The sequence below is a fragment of the Pseudomonas sp. NFIX10 genome, assembly GCF_900111955.1.
Classification (GTDB): Bacteria; Pseudomonadota; Gammaproteobacteria; order Pseudomonadales; family Pseudomonadaceae; genus Aquipseudomonas; species Aquipseudomonas fluorescens_AA.
Genome location: NZ_FOKH01000003.1, coordinates 18031 through 33234 on the forward strand (window position 1 = coordinate 18031; position 15204 = coordinate 33234).

Genomic DNA, 15204 nt, shown 5'->3' on the forward strand with positions numbered 1-15204 from the left:
ATGGCACAGTGATATCTGAGAATAGACGAGATTGGGAAATTGTCGAGATGGCCTGACCTGTGGAGATCCCCGGGCTAGGGCGCTTGCTCCGGCTGGGGCGTGAGGCGAGCCTTTGCGCCAAGGGCGTTAGTCCTGTGGATTTGGGACGGCTGCGCAGCCCGACGGTAGCATGCGCCCTCGCCACGAAAACGGACATCTTCTGAAACAGAATCGATGTATTGAGCTAAATTACCCCGCATCGGATTTTCGAACCTGCCATCAGAGTCCCCATGCCGACCCAGCCCCTCTGGAAAACCTATCTCCTGTTCCTGATCCCCATGGTCCTGTCCAACTTCCTGCAGTCCATGTCCGGCACGTTCAACAGCATCTACATCGGCCAGATGCTCGGCACCCAGGCATTGGCGTCGGTGTCGGGCATGTTTCCCATCGTGTTTTTCTTTATCGCCTTGGTGATCGGCCTGGGCGCGGGGGCGGGGGTGTTGATCGGGCAGGCCTATGGTGCCGGCGAAACCGGTACGGTGAAGGCGATTGCCGGTTCGACCTTGTTGCTGGGAGCGATCATTGGCCTGGTGGCGGCGGTGCTTGGCAGTGTCTTTGCGCGTCAGGCGTTGCAAGGGCTCGGCACGCCGGCCGATGTGCTGGAGGACGCCATTTCCTATGCCCGGGTCATGCTGTGGATCTTGCCGATGTTGCTGGTATTCGTACTGTTCACCCAGCTGCTGCGCGGGGTGAGCGATACGGTGTCACCGATGTTGGCGCTGCTGGTGTCCACCAGTGTCGGGCTGCTGCTCACGCCAGCGTTGATTCGCGGCTGGCTGGGGTTGCCGCAGATGGGCATCCAGAGTGCGGCATGGGCGGGGCTGGCGGGGACGACGTCGGCGATGCTGATGCTGGCGTGGCGCCTGCGTCGCCGCGAGCATGCCCTGGCGCCGGACCGTGCGTTGTTCGCGGCGATGCGCCTGGACAGGGACATCCTCGGCAAGGTGTTGCGCATCGGCCTGCCCACGGGGTTGCAGATGGTGGTGATCTCGTTGTCGGAATTGGTGATCCTGGCGCTGGTCAATCGCCACGGCTCCCAGGCCACGGCGGCCTACGGCGCGGTGACGCAGATCGTCAACTACGTGCAGTTTCCGGCGCTGTCGATTGCCATCACTGCCTCTATCCTCGGCGCCCAGGCCATCGGTGCCGGCCGCCTGGAGCGCCTGGGGCCGATCCTGCGCACGGGGCTTGCATTCAACCTCTGGCTCACCGGTGGGCTGGTGCTCCTGGGCTACCTGTTGTCCCACTGGCTGCTGGGGCTGTTCATCACTGACCCGGCGGCCCGGGTCCAGGCCGAACATTTGCTGCATATCATGCTCTGGAGTTTGCTGGTGTTCGGCTTCCAGGCGATCGTCGGCGGCATCATGCGCGCCAGCGGCACGGTGTTGGTGCCGGTCGCCATCTCGATTTTCTGCATCGTCGCTGTGCAAGTGCCGGCCGCGTATCTGCTGGACGCGCACTTCGGGCTGCAAGGGGTGTGGATGGCGTTCCCGGTGGCTTACTTGAGCATGCTGTTGTTGCAGACGCTTTACTACAAGCGGGTCTGGCAGCATCAGCCGATCGAGCGGTTGGTGTAATCAATCCATCACCGGCCCCTGTGGGAGCGAGCTTGCTCGCGATGGCGTCGGCACACTCGGCATCGATGCAGGCTGATCCACCGCTATCGCGAGCAAGCTCGCTCCCACAAGGGTTTGGTGCCTGGCGATGTTACAGTGGTCGTTACCCGTCATGCCGCCACCGAGGATCCGATGCCAGCCAGCCCTCTACCCAACCTTGCCTACCGCGCCTTCCTCTTCGACATGGACGGCACACTGCTCAATTCCATTGCCGCCACCGAGCGGATCTGGACACGCTGGGCCCTGCGCCATGGCTTGGACGTGGCGACGTTCCTGCCGACCATCCATGGTGTGCGCGCCATCGACACCATCGCCCGCCAGCACCTGCCAGGGGTAGATGCCCAGGCCGAGGCCGAGCAGCTTACCCGGGAAGAAATCGAAGACGTCGAAGGGGTGGTGCAAGTGCCCGGTGCGCTGGCATTTCTGAAAAGCCTGCCGCCAGAGCGATGGGCAATCGTCACCTCAGCGCCCATGGCATTGGCTTTGCGGCGTATGGAAGCGGCGGGGATCCCGCGCCCGGCAGTGATGGTGACCGCCGAGGACGTGAGTGACGGCAAGCCCGACCCCACCTGCTATCGCCTGGCGGCCGAACGCTTGCAGGTGGCGCCCCAGGAGTGTCTGGTGTTTGAAGACGCCGAGGCCGGTATTCGGGCAGGCGAGGCCGCCGGGGCCGATGTGATGGTGGTGACGACAACGCACACGCACCCCGTGGTCACCCTTCATCCGCAGATCAAGGATTACCTCGGGCTAGGCATTGAGGTGGATGAGGCCGGCCTGATGCGACTGCCTTCGATGCTATGACCGCCGCGAAACTCCTGTGGGAGCGAGCTTGCTCGCGATAGCGGTGGTTCAGCCTGCATCAATGCTGAATGTACCGACGCCATCGCGAGCAAGCTCGCTCCCACATTGGATCTGTGGTCCTCAGAGAGGTCAGGTCACCACGCGATAACACGGCACATATGCCGCGCCGCCCGGCAGTTTCATGCGGTGTTGGGCGACGAAGGCCTGGAGCAGGCGGTCGAGGGGTTCCATGATGGCGGCGTCGCCGTGGATCTCGTAAGGACCGTGCTCTTCGATCAGGCGGATGCCCTTGTCCTTGACATTACCGGCCACGATCCCCGAGAACGCCCGGCGCAGGTTGGCGGCCAGTTCGTGGGCGGGCAGGTCACGGCTCAGGCCGAGGCTGGCCATGTTGGCGTGAGTCGGGTCGAACGGGCGCTGGAAGCCCTCGTCGATCTTCAGCAGCCAGTTGAAGTGGAAGGCGTCGTTGCGCTCGCGGCGGAACTGCTTGACCTCCTTGAGCCCCTGGGTCATCTGACGGGCCACTTCGGCCGGGTCGTCAATGATGATCTGGTAGTGCTTCTGCGCGGCCTCGCCCAAGGTTGCACCGACGAACGCATGCAACTGGTCGAGGTACGGCGCGGCGCTTTTCGGCCCGGTGAGCACGACGGGGAAGGGCAGGTCCTCGTTGGCTGGGTGCATCAGGATGCCCAGCAGGTACAGGAACTCTTCCGCCGTACCGGCGCCGCCGGGGAAGATGATGATGCCGTGGCCCACACGCACGAAGGCTTCCAGGCGTTTCTCGATGTCCGGCAGGATCACCAGCTCATTGACGATCGGGTTCGGCGCCTCGGCGGCGATGATTCCCGGCTCCGTCAGGCCCAGGTAGCGCCCACCCTGGATGCGCTGCTTGGCATGGGCGATGGTGGCGCCTTTCATCGGGCCTTTCATCACGCCCGGGCCGCAGCCGGTGCAGATGTCCAGGCTGCGCAGGCCGAGTTCGTGGCCGACCTTCTTGGTGTATTTGTATTCTTCGGTGTTGATCGAGTGACCGCCCCAGCACACGACGATTTTCGGCTCCACGCCAGGGCGCAGGGTGCGGGCGTTGCGCAGCAGGTGGAACACGTAGTCGCTGATGCCCTGGGACGAGCTGAGGTCGATGCGCTGGCTGTCCAGTTCGTTCTCGGTGTAGACGATATCGCGCAGGGCACTGAAGAGCATTTCCCGGGTGCTGGCGATCATTTCGCCGTCGACGAACGCATCGGCTGGCGCGTTCAGCAGCTCCAGGCGTACGCCCCGGTCCTGCTGGTGAATGCGGATCTCGAAGTCCTTGTAGGCTTCCAGGATGGTCTTGGCGTTATCGACATGGGCGCCGGTATTGAGAATGGCCAGGGCGCACTGGCGAAAAAGGGTATAGATACTGCCGGAACCGGCTTCGCTCAGTTGCTGCACTTCGCGCTGGGACAAGGTCTCCAGGCTGCCCTTGGGGCTTACCGAGGCGTTGATTACATGTCTTTGAGTCATTCAGCTTTCCTTGAAAACGATGCCATGCACACAACGACGGCATCTTGAAAAAAACGTCCACGCCGAAAGATCGCACGATCCTTGCGCTATCGCCATGGACTTCGATCCGGGCCCGGCGAGTCGGCGGCCATACAAAATGAGCCCCAGCATAGCTAAATCGACCGGGCAGGCGATAATGCGTGACTCTTTTGATGCCGTACAAGGAAATTGCGCCGCGATGTTCGAGATCAAACCGTGGGATGGCGACACCTACCGCAGGCAGACCCGCCGCAGCACCCTGATCATCGCGGTGGTGTTCCTGGCCCTGGCGATGCTGCTGTCCAGCCTGGCCGTGATGCTGTTGGGTACGCCCGGAGGCGATAACTTTCGCTTCAACCTCGGTGGGGTGATTGTCGCCGTGTTGGCGATGGCCGTGCTGATGCGCCAGTATTTCTGGTCGCAGCCGTGGATGGCCGCCGCGGTATATGGCTGGCAGCTCAAGCGCAGCCTGATGAAAATCACCAACGTGATGCACCAGGTGACGGCCGGTGTGCAGGCCCAGGACCCCACCGCCATGAAGCTGCTGCGCTTCTATCACCTGGGACTGGCCCAGATGCATCAGCTGGACGCCAACTCCAGCGCCCAGGGCTCATTGGCGCGTGAAGCCGACGGGCACCTGGCGAACATGCGGGCGCTGGGCCTGGACACCGAACAGTCGCGCCTGGACCCAAGCTGGATCGAGACGGTGAAGCAGGCGTATAACGCCGGTTGAGCGGTCAGAGGGTGCCGATGCGGTCCAGCTCGGCTTTCAGGGCCTGGGCGTCCAACTGGTCGAAGGGCAGGGCGAAGAAGGCCCGGCAGCGGGCTTCGATGCGGTCCAGGGTGCTGTGGAACGCCTGGCCGACCTGATCATCGTTGCCTTTGGCCTCCGACGGGTCCGCCAGGCCCCAGTGGCTCTTGAGCGCCGGACCGAAATACACCGGGCAGGCCTCGTTGGCGGCGTTGTCGCACACCGTGATCACGACGTCCGGCGGGCTGCTTTCGAAAGCATCGTTGCCTTTGCTGCACAAGCCGTTGATACAGATACCGGCCTCCTGCAAGGTGCTCAGGCTGCGCGGCAGCACTTGGCCCTTGGGAAAGCTGCCGGCGCTGACGGCTTCGAACCCGGCCGGGGCCAGATGGTTGAACATCGCTTCGCTGAGAATGCTGCGGCAGCTGTTGGCGGTGCACATGAAGAGGACTTTCATCGATTCGGCTCCGATAGGCGCGGGGTGGGCTGCGCTGGAGTATATATGGATAGTCGAATATATGAAATTCCATATTTTTAGCGCCGTTGGATGGTTGAAATGCCAGTGCGTGGCGAAGGAGTTTGCTCCCTAGCCGCAGGGTGTTCGAAGTGTCAAACAAACGGGGCGTTACGGAATTAGTTTGAATTATGGCTGTTTGAAATGTCCCGGCACGCCATGTTCTTCTTCGTTGGGCCTGGTTTTCTTCTGAACTTGCACATCGCTGAGTTCAACTTTCTCGAGTTCATTGAACGTTGCCCTCAACAAGGCTTCGGCTTCGCTGACACTCAATGTCTCGGAGCGGGCCTCGACCACGCGATTGTCGGGTTGGCCGTTGCTGATGAAACTGATAATGAATCGATCCCGGCTGCTCATGGGCGACCTCTGTACGATCAAGCGCCAGGGCGCAGCGTGACTGCGTCCTGGCGGTTTTCCAGGTTACGATTTTCTGCCGCCGCCATGGCTGCGTTCGCCACCTTTCCTACCGGCTTCAGAGGCTTTTTCCCGGTCGTTCGCAAAATTGCCGCCCGAAGCATGTCCGCCTTTCTTGCCGGCTTCCGATGCTTTTTCACGATCATTTGCAAAATTACCTGGGTTCTTGTTTCCAGTGTTAGCCATGTTGAGAATCCTCATTTTGGTTAAGCGAGCAACTGCCTCGCCTAGCTGTGAAAGAAGATTCCCGGGGGAAGTTTAATGAAAACGTTTCGTTGGCGACGAACGGTTATAGATCGAATAAAAGCCAAGGGGAAAGTTATACAGCCGCTTCGCTTGAAAGTTGTACAGGATTACTGGGTTTTATTGATAAGCCCATAAGCATTTTATTTATCAATGACATTATTTAATCTTCACCGCCGCTGACTTTCCAGTGCTTGGCCTCCACAGGAAACACGACTTGCTCGACCCGATGGGCGATGCCAAAGGCCAGGGAATTTTCAGCCGGAATCACCCGTTCCTCGGCGCACAGGCACTTGAAGATATCCAATTGAGTCGCGGCGCCAGCGGTTTCCTTGACGTAGATCTCCACGTACCGCGCCACGTCGTTGTCCAGGCTGGACAGGTACTCACGCAGGCGTGAATGGTCCACGGATTTCTGGCCGAAATACCAGTTCATCGGATGAATCAGGAACCTCGAGTGCGGGGTGGTGGTGCGGTCGCTGGCGGCCAGGAACATGATGATGCCCATCGACTCGATGTTGCCGGCGTTGACCGCCCGCACCGGCACTGGAAGGGACTTGATGAAGGTATAGAGCGTAAAACCGAAGTTGGTGCTGCCGCCGACGGTGGAGAGGTTGAGCATCAGCGAGTCGGCGCCTTTTTCAATGGCTTCCAGGCAATTGTCCCGGAAGCGTTCCGTGGTGCCCTGATCGATCTGGCAATGGAAATGGACAATGTGTTCGGACATCTGAAGCTCCTGTCGATTTCACCCTTTTTAAATCTGCACGTGGTCGTGCCGTAAAATTGGGAGTCCGGTGGCCTGCCGATGTTCCGCCTTCTTGGCTCGTTACGGGCGAATCGCGTCAAGCCGATTGCGCCTGTTCGCATGCCTCGGCGGCTTGTGTCATCCGTTGCAAGAATAGCGTCAATCCGGCTTCTTCTTCGCTGAGGCCTTTGCGGGCCCGGGGTTTGGGCAGTGCCTTCAGGGCACCGAGCAGAAAGCCTTCCACCACCGCCGGGTGGATATAGCATTTGCGACAGACGGTCGGTGTGTTGCCCAGTTGTCGGGAGACCTGCTTGACCATCTCGGTGACGTGTCTCTTGGCTTCGGTCTCGGTTTCCCAACGCAGCGCCCGCAGCCCGGCCAGAGCGGCTGCGCTGCCGGCCCAGGTGCGGTAGTCCTTGGCGGTGAAGTCGGCGCCGGTCAGGGTCTTGAGGTAAGCGTTGATGTCCGAAGAACTGATGGAGTGGCGCTCGCCGTGTTCGTCCAGGTACTGGAACAGGTTCTGCCCGGGAATCTCCTGGCAGCGCTTGATGATCCGCGCCAGGCGCCGGTCCTTCACGGTGATCTGGTGCTCGATGCCGCTTTTGCCGCGGAACTGAAAGGCGATGGCACTGCCGTTGACTTCCACATGCTTGTTGCGCAGGGTCGTCAGGCCGTAGGAGCGATTGGCGCGAGCGTATTGGGGGTTGCCGACGCGGATCAGGGTCATGTCCAGGAGGGTGATGACCGTGGCCATGACTTTGTCGCGGCTGAAACCGGGCGTGGCGAGGATTTCTTCCAGGCGTTTGCGCAGGCGCGGCAGGGCACGTCCGAATTCCAGCATCCGCGAATACTTGTCCGCATCGCGCACCTCACGCCAGCGCGCGTGGTAGCGGTACTGCTTGCGCCCGCGGGCATCGCGCCCGGTGGCCTGGAGATGACCTCGGGGGTCGGTGCAGATCCACACATCCGTGTAGGCCGGCGGCACCGCCAGGGCGTTGATGCGCTGGATCTCGGCCGCGTCGGTGATGCGCTGGCCCTGCGGGTCGAAATAACAGAACTTGCCACGCAATTTCTTGCGGGTGATGCCGGGGGCGGTGTCGTCGACGTAATGCAGGTCGGCCGGCAGTGCATCCGGCGGCAGGGTGTCGGGCATGAAGAAAGTCCTTGGCAGCGAATCCGGTGGCCTGTGATCGATTGACCGCAGCCCGTTGCGGTCGTGCCAAGATTCTGCGGTTGCCCGCACCCCTTGTGGGAGCGAGCTTGCTCGCGATAGCGATGAATCAGCTTGCATCAATGCTGGATGTACCGCCGTCATCGCGAGCAAGCTCGCTCCCACAAGGGGACTACGCCAACACTGCCACCGCCTTGATCTGCGCCCACAACGCCAGCCCCGGCCGCAGGTTCAACTGGTCGCGGGAATAGCGAGTGATGCGCGCCAGCAGCGGAGTACCGGCGGCTTCCAGGCGGACCAGCACATGGGCGGCGTTGTCGGCGGTCTGTTCGCTGACCACTGTGACCGGCAGGCGGTTGAGGATGCTGGTCTGGGCATCGTTCGCCAGGCTGAGGCTGACGTCCCGGGCCTGGACCTTGAAGCGCAACGGCTGGCCGAGGGCCAGGGACGTGTGGGCCACGCGCACGGTCAGTTGGCTGTCGGGCAGGTTCAGGGTCAGCAATTGATACGCCGGGTCATAGCTGCTGACCTTGCCCTCGATCACCACCCCGGCGTCATCCCCCAGGGCCAATGGCAGGTCTAGCCGGGCCAGGGTTTCGCCGATGGGGCCGCTGGCCTGCGCGCGGCCAGCGTCGAGCAGCACGATATGATCGGCCAGGCGCGCCACTTCGTCCTGGGAATGGCTGACATACAGCACCGGGATGTCCAGCTCATCGTGGAGTCGTTGCAGGTAGGGCAGGATTTCGTTTTTGCGCCGGGTATCGAGGGCCGCCAGCGGCTCATCCATCAGCAGCAGCCGCGGGCTGGTGAGCAAGGCACGGGCGATGCCCACCCGTTGGCGCTCGCCGCCGGAGAGGTTGTGCGGCTGGCGCTCGAGCAAGTGCCCGATACCCAGCAGATCGGTGGCCTGGTCCATGTCCACCCGCCGTTGTGCCGGCGCGATGCGCTTGAGGCCGAACGCCAGGTTGGCCCGTACCGACAGATGGGCGAACAGGCTGGCCTCCTGGAACACATACCCCACCGGCCGCTTGTGGGGCGGCATGAACACACCGTGCACGCTGTCCTGCCACACTTGGCCGTTGACCTCGATAAAGCCCCGGCCCGGCCGCCCCAACCCGGCAATGCAGCGCAGGCAAGTGGTCTTGCCGGATCCGGAAGGCCCATACAGGGCGGTCACGCCACGGCCTGGCAGTTGCACATCCAGGTCCAGGGAAAAAGTCCCGTGGTCGAGTTGCAAACGCACGTTGATCATCGATCAGCCCCAACCGGCACGGGTTCGACGGCTGGAATACAACGCCAGCAGCACCAGGAATGAAAACACCAGCATCGCCGCCGCCAGCCAGTGGGCCTGGGCATACTCCAGGGCTTCGACATGGTCGTAGATCTGCACCGACACCACCCGGGTTTTCTCCGGGATGTTGCCGCCGATCATCAGCACCACGCCGAATTCGCCGACGGTGTGAGCGAAACCCAGAATCGCCGCGGTGATGAAACCGGGACGGGCCAGGGGCAGGATGACGCTGAAAAACGTATCCCAGGGCCCTGCTCGCAGGGTGGCGGCGACTTCCAGGGGGCGACTGCCGATGGCCGCGAAGGCGTTTTGCAACGGCTGCACCACAAACGGCATGGAATAGATCACCGAGCCGATCACCAGCCCGGTAAAGCTGAAGGTGAGGGTACCCAACCCGAGGACCTGTGTGAGCTGGCCGATCCAGCCGTTCGGCCCCAATGCCAGCAGCAGGTAAAAGCCAATCACCGTGGGCGGCAGCACCAACGGCAACGCCACTAATGCCCCCACCGGCCCGCGCAACCGGGAGCGGGTGCGTGACAGCCACAACGCGATGGGCGTGCCGACGAGCAGCAGGATCACCGTGGTCAGTGACGCCAGTTTCAGGGTCAGCCAGATGGCGGCATAGTCGGCGCTGGTCAGGGGCATTTAGCGTTGGTAACCGTAGGCTTGGATGATGGCAGCGGCTTTCGGGCCCTTGAGGTAATCCACAAGGGCCACGGCGGCGGGGTTGTCCCGGCCCTTGGTGAGGATCACCGCGTCCTGTCTGATCGGGTCATGCAGTTTGGCCGGGACGATCCACGCCGAACCGCTGGTGACCTTGCCGTCCTTGTAGATTTGCGACAAGGCGACGAAGCCCAGTTCGGCGTTACCGGTGGAGACGAACTGGTAGGCCTGGGTGATGTTCTGGCCTTCGACGAGCTTGCTTTTGACCTGGTCGGTCAAGCCCAGCTTGTCCAGCACCTGGGTCGCGGCCAGGCCATAGGGCGCGGCTTTCGGGTTGGCGATGGACAGGTGTTGGAAGTCGTTGCGCTTGAGGACCTGGCCCTGGTTGTCGATATAACCGGCCTTGGCCGACCACAGCGCCAGGGTGCCGACAGCGTAGGTGAAGCGCGAGCCCTTGACGGTGTCGCCTTCGCTTTCGAGCCTGGCCGGGGTGGTGTCGTCGGCGGCGAGGAAAACCTCGAATGGCGCGCCATTCTTGATCTGCGTGTAGAACTGCCCGGTGGCGCCGTACGCCGCCACCAGTTTATGCCCGGTGTCTTTTTCGAAATCGGCGGCAATGGCCTGGATCGGCGCAGTGAAATTGGCGGCGACCGCCACCTGCACCTCGGCGGCCTGGACGGCGCCAATAGTCAGGAACGGGATCAACAGCAACGGCGCGAAGCGGGTGAGGCGCATAGGTGGAGGCTCCGAGGGCAGGTTCGCTATATACCGGAATATATAGCGAATGGCCGACAAACGGAACGTGGCATTTTGTCGGGGCAACGAGAAGGCGAGGACTGGCCCCATCGCGAGCAAGCTCGCTCCCACAAGGGATAAGGGCACCGGCAAATCCGGACACACCACCGGACCTGTGGGAGCGAGCTTGCTCGCGATGGCGGCCTGACAGGCGATGACGACCGTCAGGACCGCCCACGGTTGTTGAATCGGGCCAATGCCTCTTCAGCCAACCGCCGGGTCAGTTCGGCGCTCGACAGCTCGCGCCCCAAGGGAAACGCCTGGCCGGCCCAGAGGTTGCTGAAGTCCGCTTCGCCCTTGGCGCGCAACGGCATCAATGCGCCGCCCGCCAGGGGAAATGCCGGCGCGAGCGGGCTCATCGGGCCCACTTCGCGCATCACCCGGTTGACGATGCCCCGGGCCGGGCGGCCGGTGAACAGGTTGGTGACGGCGGTCTGGCTTTCCTTGGCCGTGCGCAACGCCCGGTGATGGGACGCGCTGATTTTCGCCTCGGGAGTGAACAGGTAGGCGCTGCCCAGTTGCACCGCCGAGGCGCCCAGGGCGAATGCCGCGACAATCCCGCGCGCATCGCCAATGCCGCCGGTGGCGATCACCGGTACCTTCACCGCATCTACCACCTGCGGCAGCAAGGCAAACAGGCCGACCTGGGTGTTGAGGTCGTCGCTGAGGAACATCCCGCGATGCCCCCCGGCTTCATAGCCCATGGCGATGATCGCGTCGCAACCATGCTGTTCGAGCCAAATGGCTTCCTCGACGGTGGTGGCCGACGAAAGGATTTTCGCCCCGGTGGCCTTTACCCGGTCCAGCAGGGATTTTTCCGGCAGGCCAAAGTGGAAACTGACCACCTTGGGACGCATCTCCTCCAACACCCGGCAGGCGGCATCATCGAAGGGGGTGCGGTTGGACACCGGGGTTGGTGCGTCGAAGTCGACGCCCAGTTCCTGATAATACGGCTTGAGCCGTTGCTTCCAGGTCTCGGCCCGCTGTTCGTCGAAGGCCGGCGGCTGGTGACAGAAAAAGTTCACGTTGAACGGCTTGTCGGTCTGTTCGCTGATGGTCGTCAGCGCCTGGCGCAACTGCTCGACATCGAGCATCGCCGCCGGCATCGAACCCAGCCCGCCGGCATTGCAGGTGGCGACCACCATGGCCGGCCCGGTCACCCCGGCCAGCGGCCCCTGGATGATGGGCAGCTCGATACCGAGCAGATCAAGAAGGCGAGTGTCTGGCCACTGGCTCATGTGCGGGGTCTCCGACGGCAGAAGGAAACAGCGTTTTTAGCAGGTGTGGGCCGGCGAGGGCCAGTCGAGTTTTTCAATCGCCCTCCGCAACTTGATCCCGTCGGTGGGAGGGTTACCATGCGGCTTCAGTCATCAAGGAGCCTGACCCATGGACGTGAAACTCAAGACCGTCGAACCCTTCACCGTGGCCGGTTTGCAGGTGCGTACGCGCAACACTGACGAGCAGCGGCCCGACACGGCGAAGATCGGCCCGATGTGGCAGCAGTTCTTCAACGAAGGGTTGTTCGACCGCATCCCGGCCCGGCAGTCGGAGTCGTTCGTCTACGGGGTGTATTCCAACTACGAGTCCGACGCCACCGGCTACTTCGATGTGACGGCCGGCGTACAGGTGGATGCGACCAGCGCCGGTTACCCCGCCGTGGACATCGAGGGCGGGGATTACCTGGTGTTTTCGGCCAAGGGGCCGATGCCCGATTGCGTGATCCAGACCTGGGGCCTGATCTGGGCCTACTTCGCCGATAACCCGCAAACCCTGCGCCGTTTCACCACCGATTTCGAGGTCTACAGCGGCCCCGACTCGGTGGCGATCTACATCGGCGTTCAGTCCCCGGCCGAGCGCTCCAGCGCCAGCAACTGACGCTTGCGCTCCACGCCCCAGCGATAGCCCGACAGGTTGCCGTCGCTGCGCACCACCCGGTGGCAAGGGATCGCCACCGCCAGGCTGTTAGCGCCGCAGGCTTGGGCCACGGCGCGCACGGCCTTGGGCATGCCGATGCGCTGGGCGATCTCGGCGTAGCTGGCGGTGCTGCCCGCGGGAATGTCCCGCAACGCTTGCCAGACCCGTTCCTGAAAGGCGGTGCCGCGCAGGTCCAAGGGCAGGTCCAGGCCCAGGGCCGGTGCTTCGACAAAGCCCACCACTTGGGCAATCAACTGCTCGAATTCCCGGTCGGCGCCAATGAGGTTGGCCCGGCGGAATTTGTCCTGCAGGTCCCGCACCAGCGCGTCGGGGTCGTCTCCCAGCAGGATCGCGCACACGCCACGCTCGCTTTGCGCCACCAGGATCGCCCCGAGGGAGCATTGGCCGACGGCGAAACGGATGTCGGTGTTCTGCCCGGCGGCGCGGTAGTCCGTAGGCTTCATGCCCAACACTTTGTCGGCGGCTTCATAGAAGCGGCTGTTGGAGTTGAAACCGGCGTCGTACAGCGCTTCGGTGATCGTGCCGCCATCGGCCAGGCGTGCGCGTACCTTGCGTGAACGATGGGCGGCGGCGTAACCCTTGGGCGTCAGGCCGGTGACGGCCTTGAAGACCCGATGAAAATGGAAGGGGCTCAAGCCGGCGCTTGCTGCCAGCTCATTCAGGCCTGGCAGTTCCTCGGCCGCCTCGATCTGCCGGCAGGCCGCCGCGACTCGGGCCGCTTGTTGGGCGGCGATCTGGGTCTGGTCCCGGGCCACGCGCTTGCTGGGCCGGTAGCCGGCGGCCTGGGCCTGTTCCGGCGTGTCGAAGAATTCGACGTTGCGCGGGTTGGGCAGGCGCGACAGGCTGCTGGGGTGGCAATAGATGCCGGTGGTTTTCACGCCATAGACGAATTGCCCATCGGCGCGCGGATCCCGGGCGAGCACGGCGGCCCAGCGGGGATCCAGTTCAGGGGCAAGATTGTTCGAAGTGTTGTTCATGGTCGTTATCCCATTGGCCCGTTTTGCCTACAGTAGCGAGCCATCCACGTGGCGACACTCCGGGTCTTGCGGTTGAATTCTGCACCTTCATCCGGCGGTGCGAAACGTCAGGTTGATCCGCTGGGCCCCCAGGCGCGGGTGTTGTCCTTCCTTGAGCGGCAACACGCCGTGGTAACGCAACCGGTCCACGCCGCCCCAGACCACGATGTCACCATGGAGCAGCGGGATGCGCAGGCTCTTGTCGCTGCGCTCGAAGCCGCCGAACTGGAACACCGCTGGCAAGCCCAGGGAGATCGAGACGATGGGCGCGGCGAGGGAGCGTTCGTCCTTGTCCTGGTGCAGCGACATCCGCGCGCCAGGCACGTAGCGGTTGATCAGGCAGCTGTCGGGTTCGAAGTGCTCGAACTGCGCCTGCCGGGCGGCGGCCTGGGCCAGTTCGCGAAACACCGCCGGCATGTCGGGCCAGGGGTGGCCGGTCTGCGGGTCATGGGCGGTGTAGCGATAGCCGCTGCGGTCGGTGGTCCAGCCCAGGGCGCCGCAACTGCTCAAGGCCACCGACATGGTAAAGCCACCGGGCGTGACCATCTGCCGGAACGGCGCAGCCTGCAGGACGCTTTCCAGCGCCGGCAGCAAACGGTCGAGCCAGGGCAAGGCGAACCCACGCAGCACGAAGGATTGTTGGCCAATCTGTTCGATCTGGCCGGACGTGGTGGGCGCCTGGTCGGCGAACAGGTCCAATGTGATCGGTGTGTCGTTACTGCGCATCATGAAAAATGATTCCCAGGGTGTGCCGTCTGCCGCTGTGCACGCGGCTGACGCCATGGCGCATGTTCACCCGATAATAACCGCGAACGCCTTTGACTGGCCGTTGGTGCACGGCAAATACCACGGCGTCGCCCTGTTTCAGATCGATGACCTGGGGCCGCGACTGCATGCGCGGGCGCTGTTCAGTGAGGACAAACTCGCCGCCGGTAAAGTCCTGGCCCGGTTCCGACAACAGGATCGCGACCTGCAAGGGGAACACTTGCTCGCCATACAGATCCTGGTGCAGGCAGTTGTAGTCCTGCGGACCGTATTGCAGCAATAAGGGCGTCGGACGCGATTGTCCCGCAGCGTGACAGCGTTGGATGAAGTCGGCGTGCTGGTCGGGATATCGCCCTTCAAGGCCCATGCATTCGTTCCAGCGGTTCGCCAGCGGCACCAGCATTGGGTACAACGCCTGACGCAGCTGTTGGATGAGGTCCGGTAGCGGATAGCGGAAATACTGATACTCGCCGCGCCCGAATCCGTGGCGGGCCATGATCACCCGAGAACGAAAAAGCCCGCTCTCTGCGTATAAACCGCTGAGCATTCGACATTGCGTGGCGGGCAGCAGGTTGCGGATGAGCGCGCTGCCGTCCTGCTCGAGGCTGTGTTCCAGGGCCGACCCATCCAGGTGATTTATTCGTTGGGTCAGTGAGGGCAGATGCGGGGGGGTGGGCATGATGACAATCCTTGGTGCAAAGGATTGATCAGTCTGGGGAGTGCTTCGTTGGTCAACACTCCGGTTCTTGCGATGCATCAATGTCTTGAGTCGCTCCCGTCAGCAGGCACGACGAATCCTCTGTGGCGAGGGAGCTTGCTCCCGCTCGACTGCGCAGCAGTCGTAAAACCTGCCAGCGCGGTCTGCCTGCAAGAATGCACCAGACAATGGGGCGGCTTCGCCGCCCAGCGGGAGCAAGCTCCCTC

Annotated in this window: 17 protein-coding genes; 4 read left to right on the top strand and 13 right to left on the bottom strand. The window is 62.9% G+C overall.

The annotated features are described in order from the left end of the window. Window positions 1–269: 269 nt before the first annotated feature. Complete coding sequence (locus BM321_RS03535) at window positions 270–1616, top strand: MATE family efflux transporter (RefSeq protein WP_092441535.1); 1347 nt, start codon at window positions 270–272, stop codon at window positions 1614–1616. Between the two features lie 171 nt (window positions 1617–1787). Then, on the top strand, window positions 1788–2456 hold the full coding sequence (locus tag BM321_RS03540) for an HAD-IA family hydrolase (RefSeq protein ID WP_092441536.1): 669 nt from the start codon (window positions 1788–1790) through the stop codon (window positions 2454–2456). Window positions 2457–2585: 129 nt separating this feature from the next. Here BM321_RS03540 and ppnN read toward each other — a convergent pair whose 3' ends face one another. Further along, complete coding sequence (gene ppnN / locus BM321_RS03545) at window positions 2586–3959, bottom strand: nucleotide 5'-monophosphate nucleosidase PpnN (RefSeq protein WP_092441537.1); 1374 nt, start codon at window positions 3957–3959, stop codon at window positions 2586–2588. A 217-nt stretch (window positions 3960–4176) separates the two neighbouring features. Here ppnN and BM321_RS03550 point away from each other — a divergent pair, with 217 nt between their 5' ends. Next, entirely contained in the window at window positions 4177–4710 is a 534-nt protein-coding gene (locus BM321_RS03550; protein WP_092441538.1) for a DUF3087 family protein, read from the top strand. Window positions 4711–4714: 4 nt separating this feature from the next. Here BM321_RS03550 and BM321_RS03555 read toward each other — a convergent pair whose 3' ends face one another. From BM321_RS03555 to BM321_RS03600, 9 genes are all read right to left on the bottom strand, one after another. Beyond that, window positions 4715–5185 (bottom strand): arsenate reductase ArsC, encoded by a 471-nt coding sequence (locus tag BM321_RS03555; RefSeq protein ID WP_092441539.1) that lies wholly within the window; start codon window positions 5183–5185, stop codon window positions 4715–4717. 186 nt (window positions 5186–5371) lie between these two features. After that, window positions 5372–5599 (bottom strand): hypothetical protein, encoded by a 228-nt coding sequence (locus BM321_RS03560; protein ID WP_092441540.1) that lies wholly within the window; start codon window positions 5597–5599, stop codon window positions 5372–5374. Between the two features lie 63 nt (window positions 5600–5662). Next, window positions 5663–5842 (bottom strand): con-10 family general stress protein, encoded by a 180-nt coding sequence (locus tag BM321_RS03565; RefSeq protein WP_082343568.1) that lies wholly within the window; start codon window positions 5840–5842, stop codon window positions 5663–5665. A gap of 220 nt (window positions 5843–6062) precedes the next feature. Beyond that, window positions 6063–6626, bottom strand: coding sequence for an ATP-dependent Clp protease proteolytic subunit (locus tag BM321_RS03570; protein WP_092328079.1), 564 nt, complete (start codon window positions 6624–6626; stop codon window positions 6063–6065). Window positions 6627–6741: 115 nt separating this feature from the next. Next, on the bottom strand, window positions 6742–7797 hold the full coding sequence (locus BM321_RS03575; protein ID WP_092441541.1) for a DNA topoisomerase IB: 1056 nt from the start codon (window positions 7795–7797) through the stop codon (window positions 6742–6744). 190 nt (window positions 7798–7987) lie between these two features. After that, window positions 7988–9067: a molybdenum ABC transporter ATP-binding protein gene (gene modC, locus BM321_RS03585; protein ID WP_092441543.1), complete on the bottom strand. Its 1080-nt coding sequence runs from the start codon at window positions 9065–9067 to the stop codon at window positions 7988–7990. A gap of 3 nt (window positions 9068–9070) precedes the next feature. After that, window positions 9071–9751 (bottom strand): molybdate ABC transporter permease subunit, encoded by a 681-nt coding sequence (modB, locus tag BM321_RS03590; protein WP_092441544.1) that lies wholly within the window; start codon window positions 9749–9751, stop codon window positions 9071–9073. Further along, window positions 9752–10504: a molybdate ABC transporter substrate-binding protein gene (gene modA, locus BM321_RS03595; protein ID WP_092441545.1), complete on the bottom strand. Its 753-nt coding sequence runs from the start codon at window positions 10502–10504 to the stop codon at window positions 9752–9754. Window positions 10505–10728: 224 nt separating this feature from the next. Further along, the gene (locus tag BM321_RS03600; protein WP_092441546.1) at window positions 10729–11802 is read right to left on the bottom strand and encodes an NAD(P)H-dependent flavin oxidoreductase; all 1074 of its coding nucleotides are present in this window, start codon (window positions 11800–11802) and stop codon (window positions 10729–10731) included. 148 nt (window positions 11803–11950) lie between these two features. Between BM321_RS03600 and BM321_RS03605 the strand changes: the two genes are divergently transcribed. Next, entirely contained in the window at window positions 11951–12439 is a 489-nt protein-coding gene (locus tag BM321_RS03605; protein ID WP_092441547.1) for a GyrI-like domain-containing protein, read from the top strand. Here the strand turns inward: BM321_RS03605 and ada are convergent. From ada to BM321_RS03620, 3 genes are all read right to left on the bottom strand, one after another. Next, window positions 12403–13476, bottom strand: a complete 1074-nt coding sequence (gene ada, locus BM321_RS03610; RefSeq protein WP_092328069.1) for a bifunctional DNA-binding transcriptional regulator/O6-methylguanine-DNA methyltransferase Ada — start codon at window positions 13474–13476, stop codon at window positions 12403–12405. The two genes, BM321_RS03605 and ada, sit on opposite strands and share 37 nt — an antisense overlap. Before the next feature lie 87 nt (window positions 13477–13563). Then, window positions 13564–14244, bottom strand: a complete 681-nt coding sequence (alkB, locus tag BM321_RS03615; protein ID WP_092441548.1) for a DNA oxidative demethylase AlkB — start codon at window positions 14242–14244, stop codon at window positions 13564–13566. Next, on the bottom strand, window positions 14231–14959 hold the full coding sequence (locus BM321_RS03620; RefSeq protein WP_092328066.1) for a 2OG-Fe(II) oxygenase: 729 nt from the start codon (window positions 14957–14959) through the stop codon (window positions 14231–14233). The genes alkB and BM321_RS03620 overlap by 14 nt, the downstream gene beginning before the upstream one ends. Window positions 14960–15204: the final 245 nt, after the last annotated feature.

Bases quoted from the DNA above. Each gene is read 5' to 3' on its own strand.
- ppnN (WP_092441537.1), bottom strand. From the start codon at position 3,959: ATGACTCAAAGACATGTAATCAACGCCTCGGTAAGCCCCAAGGGCAGC.
- alkB (WP_092441548.1), bottom strand. From the start codon at position 14,244: ATGATGCGCAGTAACGACACACCGATCACATTGGACCTGTTCGCCGAC.
- BM321_RS03540 (WP_092441536.1), top strand. From the start codon at position 1,788: ATGCCAGCCAGCCCTCTACCCAACCTTGCCTACCGCGCCTTCCTCTTC.
- BM321_RS03535 (WP_092441535.1), top strand. From the start codon at position 270: ATGCCGACCCAGCCCCTCTGGAAAACCTATCTCCTGTTCCTGATCCCC.
- BM321_RS03555 (WP_092441539.1), bottom strand. From the start codon at position 5,185: ATGAAAGTCCTCTTCATGTGCACCGCCAACAGCTGCCGCAGCATTCTC.
- modC (WP_092441543.1), bottom strand. From the start codon at position 9,067: ATGATCAACGTGCGTTTGCAACTCGACCACGGGACTTTTTCCCTGGAC.
- BM321_RS03560 (WP_092441540.1), bottom strand. From the start codon at position 5,599: ATGAGCAGCCGGGATCGATTCATTATCAGTTTCATCAGCAACGGCCAA.
- modB (WP_092441544.1), bottom strand. From the start codon at position 9,751: ATGCCCCTGACCAGCGCCGACTATGCCGCCATCTGGCTGACCCTGAAA.
- BM321_RS03620 (WP_092328066.1), bottom strand. From the start codon at position 14,959: ATGCCCACCCCCCCGCATCTGCCCTCACTGACCCAACGAATAAATCAC.
- BM321_RS03565 (WP_082343568.1), bottom strand. From the start codon at position 5,842: ATGGCTAACACTGGAAACAAGAACCCAGGTAATTTTGCAAATGATCGT.
- BM321_RS03550 (WP_092441538.1), top strand. From the start codon at position 4,177: ATGTTCGAGATCAAACCGTGGGATGGCGACACCTACCGCAGGCAGACC.
- BM321_RS03600 (WP_092441546.1), bottom strand. From the start codon at position 11,802: ATGAGCCAGTGGCCAGACACTCGCCTTCTTGATCTGCTCGGTATCGAG.
- BM321_RS03570 (WP_092328079.1), bottom strand. From the start codon at position 6,626: ATGTCCGAACACATTGTCCATTTCCATTGCCAGATCGATCAGGGCACC.
- ada (WP_092328069.1), bottom strand. From the start codon at position 13,476: ATGAACAACACTTCGAACAATCTTGCCCCTGAACTGGATCCCCGCTGG.
- BM321_RS03575 (WP_092441541.1), bottom strand. From the start codon at position 7,797: ATGCCCGACACCCTGCCGCCGGATGCACTGCCGGCCGACCTGCATTAC.
- modA (WP_092441545.1), bottom strand. From the start codon at position 10,504: ATGCGCCTCACCCGCTTCGCGCCGTTGCTGTTGATCCCGTTCCTGACT.
- BM321_RS03605 (WP_092441547.1), top strand. From the start codon at position 11,951: ATGGACGTGAAACTCAAGACCGTCGAACCCTTCACCGTGGCCGGTTTG.